The sequence below is a fragment of the Streptomyces sp. NPDC054786 genome (assembly GCF_053611685.1).
In genome coordinates this window covers 79,749-92,500 of the sequence record NZ_JBSHAW010000017.1, presented here as the reverse complement: position 1 = coordinate 92,500, position 12,752 = coordinate 79,749, and the positions used below count along the sequence as shown (strand labels likewise).

Genomic DNA, 12,752 nt, shown 5'->3' with positions numbered 1-12,752 from the left:
AGCCATCCCGCAATATCGCGCAAACGGATGCCGCAATTCCGAACCGCCGTCATTTCTGGTAAGTTCTTGCCGCCTTAACTCTGGCACCTCCTCACCCATTTCCGTCAATTACTGCCGGTAATGCACAACCGTTTTCTTATGGTGATAATATTTCGCGTCGCAATATCCCCCGCCCGCTCCCGACGCTGCACCGTGCGCCTTCCCGAGCAGAAGCTCGAACTGCTTGAATTATCGGGAAAGCGAGGTCACAAAGCGGCCCGGTACGCACCGGAGGCGGCGCGGCGCACTGCGAAGCCCGTCGCCAGGACAGATCGAGCGATGGCGCTGGCCGTGCTTCATGAGGCGAAAGCGGCATCGAGGTCCATGAGGCACGTACGAAAGGGGTAGTCATGTTACCCACCACAACGCATTCGGCCGAAGTCATGGTGACCGCCCGGCATATCGCGAGCTGGCCCCAGAAAAGGAGCGCCTTGATTCCCGCCGACTGCTGGCGCTCCGCGCAGTGCGTGGTATTTCGTCTGCCGGCGGTGAAGCGGGCGGTGCCGGTCTGCCGGAACCTGGCCCGCGCCTGGCTCGACGGACAAGGAATCCATGACGAGGACACACGCTATCCGGCGTTGCTCGTCCTGTCGGAACTCTTCACCAATGCCATTCAGTATTCCGCCAGCAGACGCATCACCTGCCGGATATGGAGGTCGGAGAACCTGCTGCACATCGAGGTGCACGACCGCGGGGGGACACCGTCGGTGCCGCTGATGCGCCGCCCCGGCCAGGCCCAGGAGCACGGCCGCGGCCTGGAACTGGTCGCCAAGTCCTCGTCGCGATGGGGCCGCAGGACCGAACCCGACAACAGCTGCACCGTGTGGGCGGCGATACCGCTGACGGCCGGCGTACGGCACGGCATGGCGCCCTAGACACCCCCGAACCGGCCCCGACGGCCGGACACCACCCGCACGCACCGTCCGGAAGGACCGGAAGCCTGCGTGCACCGCACCACACCTCACCCCAAGCGGCCGGACGGATCGCCCCCGGCGACCGGTACGCATCCGCCGCTGCACCGCAGCCCTCCGGGGCTGCTCCCTACCGCCGACGGTCAGGCAGGCACCGGCTCCGCACCACCTCCCCGCGGGACGGAACGAGCCGCCCGGCCGTCGGCACCCGTACGACGGGCAGTACGCCCGCCGTCCGCCCTTCGCAGCACGCGCGTCACCGGGGCACCCGCACACCGCTCTCCTGGACCAGCGCGTCGAATTCGCGCACCGGCTGCGCGTCACCGTACGGCCTCAGCTCATCCCTGAAGTTCTGCAGGTACCGCTCCCCGAGCGCCGACTTCAGCCGGCTGAGCAACGCCACCGCCTGCACGGCCGCCCGGCATGCCTCCTCGACGTCACCGGCCTGCACCAACGCGGTGGCGAGCAGCAGCAGATCGATGGCGCGGCGGCGCACCCGGGTCCGCGGATGCCGGGCGAGCGCTTCCTCGGCCCGGCGGGCGGCCGGACGCGGCTGCTTCAGATCCCGGTAACAGTGGGCCAACTCGTCCGCCAGATAGGCCCGGTCGAAATGCGTGATCCACTCGGGACTGTCCCCAGGAACGACATGCGTCATGGCTTCCGTGGCCTTGTCCGCCAGTATTTTGCACATCCGCGCGTCCCCGAGCATGGCGTAGCCGCGGGCCTCGGTCGCGTAGAACATGGCCTGAGCGGCCAGCGGGGCCCGCCCCCGGGTGCCCTCCTGGGCGGCCCGTGCGAGCTGCACCGCTTCCCTGGCACAGCCGGCCCCCACGGCGAGATGGCTCAGACCGGCCGCCAGCACATAACCGCCGAAACAACGGTCGTCAGCGGCCTGCGCGAGCCGCAGCGCCTGGATGTAATACCGCTGCGCCAGGCCCGGCTGCCCGGTGTCCAGGGCCGTGTACCCGGCGAACTCCGTCAACCGGGCCGCCGCGGCATACAGTTGCCGCCCCGTGGTCTCGCCGTAGCTCCCGTCCATCAAGCCGGACAGCACACTGCTGAGGCAGGAGACCACCACCGGCCGGACGTACCCGCTGCCCACCCTGTGGTCGAGCTCGGCCAGCGCCTGGGTGGTCGCCCGGATCAGCTCCACATCGGTCATCCCCACCCGCGGCCCCAGCCGCCAGCTGCGCGCCACCTGCGGGTCCGGGGAGCTGATCAGCCAGTCCCTGCTGGGCTCCACCAACGCCGAGGCGGTCATGGCAGAACGGGATAAAAGCCCCCGGGATTCGGCGTCCATGTGCCATAGTTCACGGACCTGCTCCAGTGCCCCCTCCACGGTTGCCGCGAAGTGGAGCCCGACCCCGCAGGTCACGCTGTTGCCGTTGGCCATACCGATCTCCTCCGTCGAGACCGTGCGGCCCAGCTTGCCGCTCAGCGCCTCGGCGATGATGGCGGGAACCCGGCCGCGGGGCCGCTGACCGCTCAGCCACCGGCTCACGGAAGTCTTGTCGTACCGCAGATCCAGGCCCTGTGTCTCTCCCAGGACGTTCACCTGGCGGGCCAGAGCGGAGTTGGACAGCGAGGCTTCCTGAATGAGAGACCGCAGTCGCTGGTTGGTCTGACGCGCGACGAGTGGTCGGGCGGCCATGGTTCGCCTCCAAGCACATGCCGCCAACGCTTCACGTTGGCATATCCAGAGAGAACGGGATGGAACAGTCATTACCCAACAAGCGGGACTGAACCGCGATGACCAAAGTCAAGTAGCCGCCAGGGCGTTGCGCCGAGTAGTAAAGGTGCACCCGGGGGCTCCGGACGTCCCCCACTTGCGCCCGGCTGCCATGTGCGCCCCTGCGGCCCCCTTCAGCGCCACCGCCCCACACCGCGCACAACCCGTACTCCCGGGCGCCGGTCGGACGACGTGCGGGTGCCGGCGCGCGCTGCGCTCCGAGGGACGGGGGAGCGGCCTCTGCTCGTGGCCCCGGCCCATGGCAGGCGAGCGCCGGCCCGGACCCGCCCGACAGGTCTCCGTGAGCGGCCCGACAGGCCGTTCCCACCGGTCAGAGCGGTGCGACCGCCCGTCGCGGCAGGTCACAGGGCCCGCCGCCAAGGGCATCGGCCGGTAGCCCCGGTCAACGGCGTGCTCCACGACTTCGCCCCGGGCACCGAAGAAGCACTCGCGCTGCGACGTCCAGGTATGTGCGAGACGCTGGGGGAGGGCGAAGCGTGCCCGGCAGTGGCGACGGGGCGCGGGGGCGTAGGACCGTCCCTGGCGACGCATGTCCGGAGTGGCACCCGCACCTAGCGAGGAAAGCGGGCTGTGATGAGCGATTCAGATACGGGTACCGCGGGGCGGAGTCAGGGCGGGACGGCCCGGCCGTTGGCGATCACGCTGAGCGTCAACGATCAGGTGCGGCGGCTCGAGGTGGATCCGCGGACCTCGCTGCTCGACGCGCTGCGCGAGCATCTGCGCCTGAGCGGGACCAAGAAGGGGTGTGATCACGGGCAGTGCGGCGCCTGCACGGTGCTGATCAACGGCCGGCGCGTCAACTCCTGTCTGACGCTCGCCGTGATGCACGAGGACGACGAGATCGTGACGATCGAAGGCCTGGGCGCACCCGATGACCTGCACCCCGTTCAACTCGCCTTTGTCGAGCAGGACGGCTTCCAGTGCGGCTACTGCACTCCCGGCCAGATCTGTTCGGCGGTCGGCATGCTCGCCGAGGTGGCGGCGGGCTGGCCCAGCCACGCCACCGCTGACGTGGCCTCGCCGCGGGTCGTGCTGACCGATGAGGAGATCCGCGAGCGGATGAGCGGCAACATCTGCCGGTGCGCGGCCTATCCGAACATCGTCGCCGCCCTTCGCGGCATCGCGGACGGAGGCCCGGAATGAGGTCCTTCACCTACGAGCGGGCGACGGACGCACAGGCCGCCGTCGCCGCGGTGTCCACAAGCGGCGCGAAGTTCATCAGCGGTGGCACCAATCTGCTCGACCTGATGAAGCTCGACATCGAGCAGCCCAGCCATCTGGTCGACATCAGCCGGCTTCCGTTGCGGGACATCGACGAACTCACGGACGGCGGACTGCGCATCGGCGCCCAGGCGGCGAACTCCGATGTGGCTGCCGACGCCTGCGTGCGTACGCGCTATCCGGTGCTGTCGGAGGCGCTGCTGGCCGGCGCCTCCGGCCAGTTGCGCAACAAGGCGTCCACCGGGGGAAATCTGGTGCAGCGCACGCGCTGCCCCTACTTCTACGACACGGCCGCGGGCTGCAACAAGCGGCAGCCCGGATCCGGATGCGCGGCGATCGGCGGGTTCAACCGGATCCACGCGATTCTCGGCGCCAGCGACTCCTGCATCGCCACCCACCCCTCGGACATGGCCGTCGCGATGACCGTGCTGGACGCGGAGATCGAGCTGCTCGACGCCGATGGGTCGGTACGCCGCGTCGTCATCACGGACTTCTACCGGCTGCCCGGCGACACGCCGCACATCGAGACCGTGCTGCGGCCCGGCGAGATGATCACGGGCGTGATCCTGCCCCCGCCGCCGCCGGGCCGGCAGCTCTACCGCAAGGTGCGCGACCGGGCGTCCTACGAGTTCGCGCTGGTCTCCGTGGCGGCTGTCGTCTCGGCCGACCAGGGCACGATCAGTGCGGCGCGGGTGGCGTTCGGCGGTGTGGCGCACAAGCCGTGGCGGTCCGTCGAAGCGGAGGCCGCGTTGACCGGCCGTCCCGCCACGATGGCCACGTATCGCACCGCCGCCGAGGCCGCGCTGCGCGACGCCGTGGGGCAGGGGGACAACGACTTCAAGATCGAGCTGGCCAAGCGCACGCTGTGCCGCACGCTGGCGCAAGCGGCCCGGTCGAGCTGAGGAGCCGAGATGATCGGGCAAGCATTGAACCGCGTGGACGGCCCGTTGAAGGTCACCGGCCGAGCCACCTACGCCTACGAGAACTGGGAAGCCGGCCAACCGCTCTACGGGGTCGTCGTCGGCGCGACCATCGGCAAGGGCCGCATCACCCGGATCGACACCGAGAGTGCCGAAAGTGCTCCCGGCGTACGCATGGTGATGACCCATCACAATGCCCCGGTGCAGGGCCCGCGTGTGGAGTCCGTCCCGATCGAGTACTGGCGCGCCCAGCCGGCGCTGACCAGCCCGGACGTTCACCATTACGGCGAGCCGGTGGCACTCGTCGTCGCCGCGACCTTCGAGCAGGCCCGAGCGGCGGCCGAACTCGTGGACGTGGAGTACGCCGCCGGGCGCGGACGGTTCGACTTCGCCGCGCACGAAGGCGAGGCGTACGCCCCGAAAGAGACCAATGCCGGACTGGCCACCGACACCGCGGTGGGCGATTTCGACGCCGGATTCCGCACCGCTTCCGTGCGGGTCGATCAGCGCTACACGACGCCGTACGAGCTCTCGATGCCGATGGAACCGCATGCCTGCCTGGTGGCACCGCGTGGCGAGGACCTGGTCGTCTACGTCAGCTGCCAGATCGTCGATGCGGCGCGGGCCTCGGTCGCCGCCACGCTGCGGATCGACCCGGAGCGGATTCACATCGTCACCCCCTTCGTCGGCGGGGGATTCGGCTCCAAGCTGGGCATCCACGCCGAGACGATCCTCGCGGCGCTCGCCGCCCGCACGTTGCGCCAACCGGTCAAGGTCGCGCTGACCCGGCAGCAGGTCTTCCAGCTCGTCGGCGTGCGCCCCACCTCGAGCCAGCGGGTGCGGCTGGGAGCGGGGCGCGACGGACGGCTGGCGGCGATCGCCCATGACGTCACCATGCACACCAACCCCGACATGGAGTTCACCGAGCAGACCGCCGCCACGACCCGCAGCCTCTACGCCGCGCCCCACCGGTTGACGAGCCACCGGCTGGCGCCGCTCGATCTGCCGCGCGGGTCGGACGTCCGCGCGCCGGGCGAGGCGCCGGGCATGCTGGCGGTGGAGTCGGCGATGGACGAGCTGGCCGATGCGCTCGGGATGGACCCGGTTGAGCTGCGGATCCGCAACGAGCCCACCGTCGATCCCGAGCGGGACGTGCCGTACAGCGACCGGCACCTGGTCGACTGCCTGCGCGAAGGCGCGCGCCGGTTCGGCTGGGAGGGCCGTCCCGCCGCCCCGGCGAGTGTGCGCGAGGGACGCCGGCTGGTCGGCTACGGCATGGCCGCCGCCATCCGCGGGCATTTCCAAGGGCCGACAACGGTGCGGGTGCGGTTGGCGGCGGACGGCACCGCCGTCGTCCAGACGGACATGACCGACATCGGCACCGGCACGTACACCATCCTCACGCAGGTCGCGGCCGACGGACTCGGACTGCCGCCCGACCGGGTCCGGATCGAGCTCGGGCGTTCCGGGTTTCCCTCCAGCTGGGGGTCCGGGGGCTCGTGGGGCGCCGCCAACTCGGGCACCGCGGCGCATCGAGCGTGTGCGGCCCTGCGCGAGGAGCTGCTGGTCGCGGCGCGCGACGACGCGCGCTCCCCGTTGCACGGACTGGACCCGGCAGACGCCGTGTTCCGCGACGGCACGGTGCGCATCGGTGGCGCGTCCGAGGCGCTGAGCGAGATCGTCGCACGCCACCGTCCCGAAGGGATGGCGGCGGAGGGCGAGACCCGCTTCATGGGCGATGATCCGAACTACGCGGACTACTCGATCCACACCTACGGGGCCCACTTCGCCGAAGTGGGGGTCGACGCGGACACCGCCGAGATCCGTCTGCGGAGGATGCTGGGCGTGTTCTCCGTGGGGCGCGTGCTCAACGCGAAGACGGCCCGTTCGCAGCTGATGGGCGGCATGATCTGGGGGGCCGGCGCGGCCCTCGAGGAAGAGGCCGTGGTCGACCCGCGATCCGGCGCCTTCGTCAACCGGGATCTCGCGCAATACCTGGTTCCGGTCCATGCCGACATCCCCGACGTCGACGTCGTCGTCCTCGACGGGTACGACGACAAGGCGAACCCCCTCGGCGCGAAGGGCGTCGGTGAGCTGGGTATCTGCGGGTCCGGTGCGGCGGTCGCGAACGCGGTGTTCAACGCCACCGGGCTGCGCGTGCGCGACTTCCCCATCACGCTCGAGAAGGTGTTGCCCGCTCTGCCGCCGATGTCCGTGTGACCGGGCGGAGGGGCAAGGGCGCCGAAAGGGAGGCCTCAGGTGGCCGTCGGTTCCGGGGCCGACTCGATGACGGCGGCCAGGTCCGCGCCCGCCCGGAGCAGCGCCACGCTTCGTGTGGCGATCCCCTCCAGGCGTTGCCGCAGGATGCGCTGGGCCTCTCCCACGCCGTCGAGCCGGTGCAGGGAGCCCAGGATCTCGCGCACTGCGGGAATCCCGTAGCCGGCGCCGCGGAGAGCCACGACGATGCGGGCCTCTCTGATAGCCGGCAGACCGTAGCGGCGGGCTCGCAGTGAGGTCACCCGCTCGGGCATGACAAGCCCTTCCTGCTCCCAGAACCGCAGGGTCGAGGGACGTACGCCGAGCGCTCCGGCGAGCTCCGTGATCGTCATCGCGTCACTCTCCTGCTCGAACTCGGTCGTGTGGGCTTCGGCCCGGGTCGCGCGCAGCGCTCGCTGCGCGCGCAGAGCCTCCTCGCGTTCCCGGGCGAGCCGCACATGGACCGCGTTGACCGCCGAGGCCGCCTCCGCGGTCGTCCCGGTGCGCAGCTGCGCGAGCAGCTGCCGGGCCACGACGGGCCCCACGGCGCCCGCGAGCCCTCGATAGGCCCGTAGCGCGTGCACATGAAGCGGTGTGTAGGAGCGGTAGCCGTTGTCCGATCGAGCGGCTGGCGGGAGAACCCCCAGCCGCTCCAGGTCGCGAACCTGTTGCACCGAGTATCCCGACGCTCTCGCGACATCGACGGTCCGGAGCGGTATCCGCTGCGGACCGCTCCCCAGCTCGCCCATCGGCCAACCCCACATAAGCACTTGAAGGTGATGCTTGAACCATGAGTATGGAACAGATCCTCGCGGCCGTGCGGGGCTTCGCCGGCGCCCTCGTGGTCGCCCCGGCGCCGGGCGGCGACTTCCCCGAGCTCACCTGGGGTGACGCCTTCTTCTACTACGCCCCCGACAGGCAGATGCCGCAGAACGTCCCACCGTACGGAACGATCGTCACCAAGAACTATCCCGACGACGACGCTTCCGGCCTTTCCGCGCCGGGCCGTTGGCGGGTGAACATCCACGTCGCCCGTACGACGTTCCGGGAGCTCACCGGCGAAGAGCCCCGCAACCTCACCCGGGCTCGCGACTACGCAGCCGCCGACAGCGTGATGCCGCACCCGGTATACGGGGCCCTCGGCTGGATCGCGGTCGTCAATCCCGGCGAGAGGACGACGGACACGGTCGTGCACCTTCTCCGCGGCGCCCATGACGCGGCCGGTGCCAGGTTCGCGCGGCGACACGAAGGCATACGGAGCCCTCGGCCTTGACCGTCAGGTCCTCGGCTGCGACGACGCGGCGGTGACCGGCTGCGGTGGCGCGGCAGGCTTCCGGCGCGGGCGCGTGAGGCTGATTCGGTGGCCCGGTACAGGCCGTGCCGCGCCGCGACGGTGCGGTTCGGCCAGGCACGGATGGTGTCCGGCCCGTGCCCGCGGAGGCCGGGCGTGGTCGAGGAGGTCGAGCATTTCCAGTCGAATAGGGGCGAGCGCCGATGCTGAATATCTCCTGCCGCAACTGCAGAAATGGCCACTGGTGCGGTAAGGGCTTCTTACCCTCTCGAAAGCGTCGGGATCATGTGCCGCGCATGGCCGCCAGTGCCGTGCTACCGTCGATCTCAGTTGCAGTTGTGGTTCCCAAGACTTCAAGCGTGCTCGCTGTCGTACATGGCGGAGCGCTTTCGTATTTCCGGTGTTTATTTCCGGACGGGCAATCAACGCAGCGACACGGAGCCCGCATGGTGTGGGCTCCGAGCACTGCCCCGAAGGAGATATGACATGGCTACTGGCACCGTGAAGTGGTTCAACGCGGAAAAGGGTTTCGGCTTCATCGAGCAGGAGGGTGGCGGCGCCGACGTCTTCGCCCACTACTCGAACATTGCTGCCCAGGGCTTTCGCGAGCTGCAGGAGGGCCAGAAGGTGAACTTCGACGTCACCCAGGGCCAGAAGGGCCCGCAGGCCGAGAACATCGTTCCCGCCTGACGCTGACGCGTACACCGTAGCTGGGGCCCGCACCTTGGGTGCGGGCCCCAGCTCGTTGCTTTTCGGTGTTTCCCGTGTGCCCCGCAACGGCCGCACAGGCGGCGGGCGGGCAGCGAGTTCGATTTCCCGACCGCTGTCCCGCGACGGGCAATCCGCCCGGATTCATGATCCGGCAACTGCTTCGCTCTTCTTTGCGGCGTTGCCGGTCCCGCTTCGGCGTGCAGGGGCGACATATTACGCCCCGCTTCGTTTCATCTCATTTCATCGGTTCGTTCTGGCGATTCTTGTGTGCGGCTTATTGCCACCGGGAATTCCTCGACGTACCGCATCGAGGAAGGTTCTCCATGAACCGCACAGTTCGCACGAATGACCGCTACTCCCGCTCGGCCAGCTCGTCAGGCTCAGGCCGCGGTGGCTACCGCTCCGGTGGGCCGAACCGCTCGGGCACGGGCCGTTCCGGCGGCCCCGGACGGCGTCCCACGACACTGCAGGGAGAGTTCGCCCTGCCCGTCACCCACACTCCCGCCCTGCCCCCGGCGGAGACTTTCGCCGAGCTGGACATGCCGCCGGCGCTGTTGGCGGCCCTCGGCGCGGAAGGCATGTCCGCCCCGTTCCCCATCCAGGCCGCCACGCTGCCGAACTCGCTGGCCGGACGCGATGTTCTCGGCCGCGGACGCACCGGATCGGGCAAGACGCTGGCCTTCGGTCTGGCCCTGCTGGCCCGCACCGCCGGACAGCGCGCCGAGCCCCGCCAGCCGCTGGCCCTGGTCCTGGTCCCCACCCGGGAGCTGGCCCAGCAGGTCACCGACGCACTCACCCCCTACGCCCGGTCGCTGAAGCTGCGGCTGGCCACCGTCGTCGGCGGGATGTCGATCGGCCGGCAGGCCGGCGCACTGCGCGGCGGCGTCGAAGTGGTCGTCGCCACGCCGGGACGGCTCAAGGACCTCATCGAGCGCGGTGACTGCCGGCTGAACCAGGTCGCCATCACCGTGCTGGACGAGGCCGACCAGATGGCCGACATGGGCTTCATGCCCCAGGTCACCGCCCTGCTCGACCAGGTCCGCCCCGAGGGGCAGCGGATGCTCTTCTCGGCCACCCTGGACCGCAACGTGGACCTTCTGGTCCGGCGCTACCTCACCGACCCGGTGGTCCACTCCGTCGATCCCTCGGCGGGCGCGGTCACCACGATGGAGCACCACGTGCTGCACGTCCACGGTGCCGACAAGCACGCCACCACCACCGAGATCGCGGCCCGCGACGGCAGGTCGATCATGTTCCTGGACACCAAGCACGCCGTCGACAACCTCACCGAACACCTGCTGAACAGCGGCGTGCGCGCCGCCGCACTGCACGGCGGCAAGTCCCAGCCCCAACGCACGCGCACCCTGGCCCAGTTCAAGACCGGACATGTCACCGTCCTGGTGGCCACCAACGTCGCGGCCCGCGGCATCCACGTCGACAACCTCGACCTCGTCGTCAACGTCGACCCGCCGAGCGACCACAAGGACTATCTGCACCGCGGCGGACGCACCGCCCGCGCCGGCGAGTCCGGCAGCGTCGTCACCCTCGTCCTGCCCAACCAGCGCCGCACCATGAATCGCCTGATGGCGGACGCGGGCATCACCCCGCAGTCCACCCAGGTCCGCTCCGGCGAGGCCGAACTGAGCCGCATCACCGGCGCCCAGGCACCCTCCGGCATCCCGGTCACCATCGCCGCACCGGTCGTCGAACGCGCCAAGCGCAGCGGCTCCTCCACGCGCGGCCGCCGCAGCCGCCCCGCCCAGGCCCGCCGTGCCGCCGGATCAGCCCGAACCGCGGCACCGGCCGCGCGGCAGACCTCCTCGGCCCGGGCCGCCTAGGCCGGTCCCGGACGATCACGCCCAGCTCGTCGGGTCACCTTCGTCACGGAGGCTTTCGTTGATGCTCCAGAGCTACGCCCAGGCGGACTGCTCGGGCAGGGCAGCCGGCGACGTCATGACGTCGCCGGGGCCACAGGTCGGCGACGACATGATCGTCGACCTGGCCCTGTCCGTCCTCATCGGGGCCCGTGCCGACCATCTCCTCGTCCGTGACGAGGACGGGCGGTGTACGGGCCTGATCACCCGTTCCCAGATGACAGCCCACCACCAAGGCTCCTGGTACACCGAGGAGACCCGGTTGCGGGACATCGTCTACGACCGGGGGCCCTTCACTTCGCCCGTGACGTCTGTACACGACGCGGAACGTGACATGCGCCAACGCGCGCTGCGGGCCTCACCCGTGATCGGTGAGGACGGGCACGCCCTGGGCGTCGTCGTCCTCACCCGTTGACACCTCTCCGCCCGGGCCGGTGATCCGTTTCCGGCTTCCCTTCGACCTTGTAGAGGCACTATGCGCGTCGTCATCGCCCGCTTCCCCTTCAACCTGCTCAAGACCGAGGTGCAGGATGCGATGAAGGGCATCAAACCCGAACCCGTCACGGGTGAGTCCGTGCTCATCGGCCGCCGCCAGTACCCCGTCAAACAGGTCGGGGAGATCATCACCGGGCAGGACCGTCGTGACTTCTCCGCCGGCGAAGTGACCCGAGCTCTGAGCCGTCTCGGCTTCGTGTGCCGCTCGGCTGCCGCGCTCGTGCCACCGACCGGTCTCACACCCCTGGAGACGGCGTCGGCCTTGCTGGGGCACCCGGCCCGAGCCTGACCGGACCACTGTGGCAATGCAGGCCCGGCGGTCAGAGACTGACCTCCCCACACGCTGTTGCGGGGTGACTCCTGCCGTGGCTACCTGGTGGTCAGCGAGGCCCAACGGTCCGAAGGAGGACGGAAGCTGTGTCCCGCGACGCCGCCGAATCCGCAAGTGTGCCCCTCGCCCCGGTGAGGGGGGAACGTGCTCCAACCGGCCAACCCCGCGGAGGGCACCGTGACAGTGCCGGCGAGGGCTCCCACCCGGCTGCCGCTCTGGCGGAGCGGGCGGCCGACCTGGTGGAGCCGATCAAGCCGAAGCTTCGTGGCTGGCTCCACGCCGCGACGGTCCCCGCCGCGCTGATCGCGGGCGTCGCCCTCATCCGCCTGGCCCGGACCCCGCAGGCTGCCCTGGCCTGCACCGTGTACTCCGTCACCGCCCTGCTGCTGTTCGGGACGAGCGCCCTCTACCACCGTGGCACCTGGGGGCCGCTCGGCGAGGCCGTTCTGCGTCGTCTCGACCACGCCAATATCTTCCTCATCATCGCCGGCACCTGCACCCCCCTGGCCGTGCTCCTCCTCCCTTCGGACCAGCGGCCCGTCCTGCTGTGGATCGTGTGGACGGGGGCGCTGGTCGGCATCGCCTTCCGCGTCCTGTGGGTCGCAGCTCCCCGATGGCTGTACACCCCCTGCTACCTGGCCCTGGGCTGGGCACCGGTGCGCTACCTGCCCGACTTCCTGCACACCGGCGGAGCGGCCGTACTCACCCTGGTCGTGACCGGCGGTCTCCTCTACAGCGTGGGCGCGGTGGTCTACGCCCTCCAGCGCCCCGACCCCTCACCTCGCTGGTTCGGCTTCCACGAGGTCTTCCACGCCCTGACTGTGGCAGGCTTCACCGCGCACTACCTCGCCATCTCCCTCGCCGTCTGCTGACCACAGCGGTCTGCTGGCTCGTGGGCCTCGTCAGTCCCATGTCCCGATGGCCCGCCCCGATGAATCAGAGGCGCGCAGCCT

12 protein-coding genes are annotated in these 12,752 nt (G+C 70.0%); 10 read left to right on the top strand and 2 right to left on the bottom strand.

Annotation, left to right across the window (positions count from 1 at the left end):
* Positions 1–389: 389 nt before the first annotated feature.
* Entirely contained in the window at positions 390–914 is a 525-nt protein-coding gene (locus ACWGI6_RS16445; RefSeq protein WP_453268142.1) for an ATP-binding protein, read from the top strand.
* A gap of 292 nt (positions 915–1,206) precedes the next feature.
* On the opposite strand, the gene ACWGI6_RS16440 is transcribed toward ACWGI6_RS16445, so the two are convergent.
* A complete protein-coding gene (locus ACWGI6_RS16440; protein ID WP_453268141.1) occupies positions 1,207–2,601 on the bottom strand; it encodes a transcriptional regulator in 1,395 nt (464 codons plus the stop codon).
* A 672-nt stretch (positions 2,602–3,273) separates the two neighbouring features.
* Between ACWGI6_RS16440 and ACWGI6_RS16435 the strand changes: the two genes are divergently transcribed.
* Genes ACWGI6_RS16435 through ACWGI6_RS16425 form a run of 3 tightly spaced genes read left to right on the top strand, consistent with a single transcriptional unit; the run spans position 3,274 to position 7,061 of the window.
* Positions 3,274–3,843, top strand: a complete 570-nt coding sequence (locus ACWGI6_RS16435) for a 2Fe-2S iron-sulfur cluster-binding protein (protein ID WP_453268140.1) — start codon at positions 3,274–3,276, stop codon at positions 3,841–3,843.
* A complete protein-coding gene (locus tag ACWGI6_RS16430; protein ID WP_453268139.1) occupies positions 3,840–4,823 on the top strand; it encodes an FAD binding domain-containing protein in 984 nt (327 codons plus the stop codon). The genes ACWGI6_RS16435 and ACWGI6_RS16430 overlap by 4 nt, the downstream gene beginning before the upstream one ends.
* 9 nt (positions 4,824–4,832) lie before the next feature.
* Complete coding sequence (locus ACWGI6_RS16425; RefSeq protein ID WP_453268138.1) at positions 4,833–7,061, top strand: xanthine dehydrogenase family protein molybdopterin-binding subunit; 2,229 nt, start codon at positions 4,833–4,835, stop codon at positions 7,059–7,061.
* Between the two features lie 35 nt (positions 7,062–7,096).
* Here ACWGI6_RS16425 and ACWGI6_RS16420 read toward each other — a convergent pair whose 3' ends face one another.
* Positions 7,097–7,846, bottom strand: a complete 750-nt coding sequence (locus ACWGI6_RS16420) for a MerR family transcriptional regulator (protein ID WP_453268137.1) — start codon at positions 7,844–7,846, stop codon at positions 7,097–7,099.
* 47 nt (positions 7,847–7,893) lie between these two features.
* On the opposite strand from ACWGI6_RS16420, the gene ACWGI6_RS16415 reads away from it, so the two are divergent.
* The 6 genes from ACWGI6_RS16415 (at position 7,894) to trhA (ending at position 12,671) form a co-directional block, all read left to right on the top strand.
* Entirely contained in the window at positions 7,894–8,370 is a 477-nt protein-coding gene (locus tag ACWGI6_RS16415; RefSeq protein WP_453268183.1) for a DUF6194 family protein, read from the top strand.
* A 504-nt stretch (positions 8,371–8,874) separates the two neighbouring features.
* Complete coding sequence (locus ACWGI6_RS16410) at positions 8,875–9,078, top strand: cold-shock protein (protein ID WP_006604711.1); 204 nt, start codon at positions 8,875–8,877, stop codon at positions 9,076–9,078.
* 344 nt (positions 9,079–9,422) lie between these two features.
* A complete protein-coding gene (locus ACWGI6_RS16405; protein WP_453268136.1) occupies positions 9,423–10,937 on the top strand; it encodes a DEAD/DEAH box helicase in 1,515 nt (504 codons plus the stop codon).
* A 61-nt stretch (positions 10,938–10,998) separates the two neighbouring features.
* A complete protein-coding gene (locus ACWGI6_RS16400) occupies positions 10,999–11,388 on the top strand; it encodes a CBS domain-containing protein (protein ID WP_453268135.1) in 390 nt (129 codons plus the stop codon).
* A 60-nt stretch (positions 11,389–11,448) separates the two neighbouring features.
* Positions 11,449–11,757: an SCO5918 family protein gene (locus ACWGI6_RS16395; RefSeq protein WP_453268134.1), complete on the top strand. Its 309-nt coding sequence runs from the start codon at positions 11,449–11,451 to the stop codon at positions 11,755–11,757.
* Positions 11,758–11,885: 128 nt separating this feature from the next.
* Positions 11,886–12,671, top strand: coding sequence for a PAQR family membrane homeostasis protein TrhA (trhA, locus tag ACWGI6_RS16390; RefSeq protein WP_453268133.1), 786 nt, complete (start codon positions 11,886–11,888; stop codon positions 12,669–12,671).
* Positions 12,672–12,752: the final 81 nt, after the last annotated feature.

Coding starts and splice junctions, on each gene's coding strand:
- ACWGI6_RS16425 (WP_453268138.1), top strand. CDS start 4,833: ATGATCGGGCAAGCATTGAACCGCGTGGACGGCCCGTTGAAGGTCACC.
- ACWGI6_RS16440 (WP_453268141.1), bottom strand. CDS start 2,601: ATGGCCGCCCGACCACTCGTCGCGCGTCAGACCAACCAGCGACTGCGG.
- ACWGI6_RS16445 (WP_453268142.1), top strand. CDS start 390: ATGTTACCCACCACAACGCATTCGGCCGAAGTCATGGTGACCGCCCGG.
- ACWGI6_RS16405 (WP_453268136.1), top strand. CDS start 9,423: ATGAACCGCACAGTTCGCACGAATGACCGCTACTCCCGCTCGGCCAGC.
- ACWGI6_RS16420 (WP_453268137.1), bottom strand. CDS start 7,846: ATGGGCGAGCTGGGGAGCGGTCCGCAGCGGATACCGCTCCGGACCGTC.
- ACWGI6_RS16400 (WP_453268135.1), top strand. CDS start 10,999: ATGCTCCAGAGCTACGCCCAGGCGGACTGCTCGGGCAGGGCAGCCGGC.
- ACWGI6_RS16430 (WP_453268139.1), top strand. CDS start 3,840: ATGAGGTCCTTCACCTACGAGCGGGCGACGGACGCACAGGCCGCCGTC.
- ACWGI6_RS16435 (WP_453268140.1), top strand. CDS start 3,274: ATGAGCGATTCAGATACGGGTACCGCGGGGCGGAGTCAGGGCGGGACG.
- ACWGI6_RS16415 (WP_453268183.1), top strand. CDS start 7,894: ATGGAACAGATCCTCGCGGCCGTGCGGGGCTTCGCCGGCGCCCTCGTG.
- ACWGI6_RS16395 (WP_453268134.1), top strand. CDS start 11,449: ATGCGCGTCGTCATCGCCCGCTTCCCCTTCAACCTGCTCAAGACCGAG.
- ACWGI6_RS16410 (WP_006604711.1), top strand. CDS start 8,875: ATGGCTACTGGCACCGTGAAGTGGTTCAACGCGGAAAAGGGTTTCGGC.